This window comes from Halobacillus sp. BBL2006 (genome assembly GCF_000786645.1).
Taxonomy (GTDB): domain Bacteria; phylum Bacillota; class Bacilli; order Bacillales; family Halobacillaceae; genus Halobacillus.
The window spans coordinates 1-2,060 of record NZ_JRNX01000278.1 but is presented as its reverse complement, the minus strand read 5'-3'; the positions used below and the strand labels follow the sequence as shown (position 1 = coordinate 2,060).

Annotated in this window: 2 protein-coding genes; both read right to left on the bottom strand. The window is 42.8% G+C overall.

Translation table 11 applies throughout. The annotated features are described in order from the left end of the window. Nucleotides 1-16: 16 nt before the first annotated feature. Nucleotides 17-1,525 carry an NAD(P)/FAD-dependent oxidoreductase gene (locus LD39_RS09200; RefSeq protein WP_035545467.1) on the bottom strand — a complete coding sequence of 503 codons (1,509 nt, stop codon included), beginning with the start codon at nucleotides 1,523-1,525 and terminating at the stop codon, nucleotides 17-19. A 17-nt stretch (nucleotides 1,526-1,542) separates the two neighbouring features. Next, nucleotides 1,543-2,060: isoprenylcysteine carboxylmethyltransferase family protein (locus LD39_RS09195; protein ID WP_052158795.1), on the bottom strand; the 518-nt coding region annotated here is incomplete at its 5' end.

Here is a 2,060-nt window from a genome sequence, read left to right as displayed (position 1 = left end):
TGCTGGTCTTTTTTGTTTATTGTTTAACTGGTTGTTTCGATTCCTGCTCTTTTATCAAATCAGCTGTTAACTGGCCGGAGAGAGTAACCATCGGCACCCCTCCACCCGGGTGAGTAGAACCGCCAACAAAATATAATCCATTATACACTTGGCTCTTCGAAGGAACTTTAAACCCTCCGTTTGTTTTTCGATCTGCAGCAATTCCGTAAATGGATCCACCGTTCGGTCCATATAAAGATTCTAAATCTTCTGGGGTAAAACGGTATTCAAACTCAATGGAATCCCGTAACCCGGTCATCCCCATACGCTCCAATTTATCTAATACCTTTTCACGGTATTGATCCCAATCAATTGGTTTACGTTTTTTATTGGACAATGGAGGGACGTGTGTCAACACGAATAAATTGTCTTTTCCATCTGGAGCCTGCGTTTCATCCGAGCGAGATGATATTCCAATATAAATTGTCGGATCATCGGCTGGCTTTCCTTGGTCAAATATTTGCTTAAACTCTAATTCAGGATCTTCCGAGAAAAAGAAGTTATGGTGCTTCAGGTTTTCAAATTTCTTATCAGTTCCTAGTAACAAGACAAGGCCAGATACAGTTGGATCAAATTTTTTCTCCAATGTTTTCGTTTCTTTCTTCACTTTAGAAGTATTCGGTGCAAGTCGGCGATAAGCAGGGATCGCTTCTAAGTTGGAAACGACTACATCCGCTTCATGAATGGTTCCATCCTCCGTTTCAACACCTACTACCGTATCCTCTTCAACGACGAAACGCTTCACTGGTGTATTGAATTGTACCTCAACACGCAGCTCATCCATTAGCTGTCCCATCGCTTCAGCAATCTGATACATACCACCTTTGACATAATGGATTCCCAATCCCAGTTGAACATAGACCAGCTGGTTAAGAATAGCTGGAGACGAATAGGGGTTCGATCCTACATACATGACGAAGAAGTTGAACAGCTGCTCCAAGTATTTGTTGTCAAAGTGTTTATGGGTGGATTTTGCAACTGTACTCAACGGATCCATTTGGAAGAGCTCCTTCAATTTATGATGACTCTTCAGATCTTTTAAGTCTTCTATACTATACTTGTAGAAACTCTTCATACAAAGCTCATACATGTCCTGACTGTAAGAAAGAAAATCCGTGAGCTTCCGGTTTGGCCGCTGAGTCACCTTTGCCATTTCTTCCAGCATCGTCGGAAGATCACTAGTCACGTCAAGCTGTGTTCCATCTTCGAAAAATGTCCGCCACTGAGGTTCCACCCGTTCGACAGTTATGTAATCCTCCAGACGTCGATGGACACTCTCAAATAATTGCTCCAATACCCAGGGCATCGTTAATATCGATGGTCCGGTATCAAACGTAAACCCTTTTCCTTCCCTTCGATTAAGCTTACCGCCAAGGTTACTATTCTTTTCAATCAATTTGACATCATAACCATCTGCAGTCAACCGAATCGCTGCTGACATTCCACCTAAGCCTGCACCAACAACAATCGCCGTCTTTCTTTTCAAACCATCCACCTCCAAGGTTAATAAACGAACGGAATAAGCCGATACCTCGAACGGCTCCATTTTTCATATCTATCTCCATGGGTTTGAATGAGCATCGCTTCTTCAATGCGAATCCTATGTAGTAAGGCGAATGCTACTATTCCTCCACAGATGAAAGTCGTCCAAAGATTTCCTACACCTAAACAAAAACCTACAATGATAAAAAACAACCCTGTATAAAGAGGGTGCCTAAGCTTCCTATATGGACCACTGCTTACAAGCCGATCCCCTTCTTTAACGGAGACATCTCTCGTAAACTGTTCTTTTAAATGTAAAATCCCCCAATATCGGAGCAGAACCCCACTCGCATAGAGGCCCAAGCCGATCCACCAAAGTGGTTTCGAGAACAGGATCCCGACTTCCCATTCACGCATGATGAGGGATACGACAACTGTTGCTAAAACCGCAACAAGAATGATGGGAAAAGACTTTCTCTCAAGGTGCTTCCCTTCGGTTGAGGAAGAATTACGAAAAAATACGAATTCAGCTACCCATA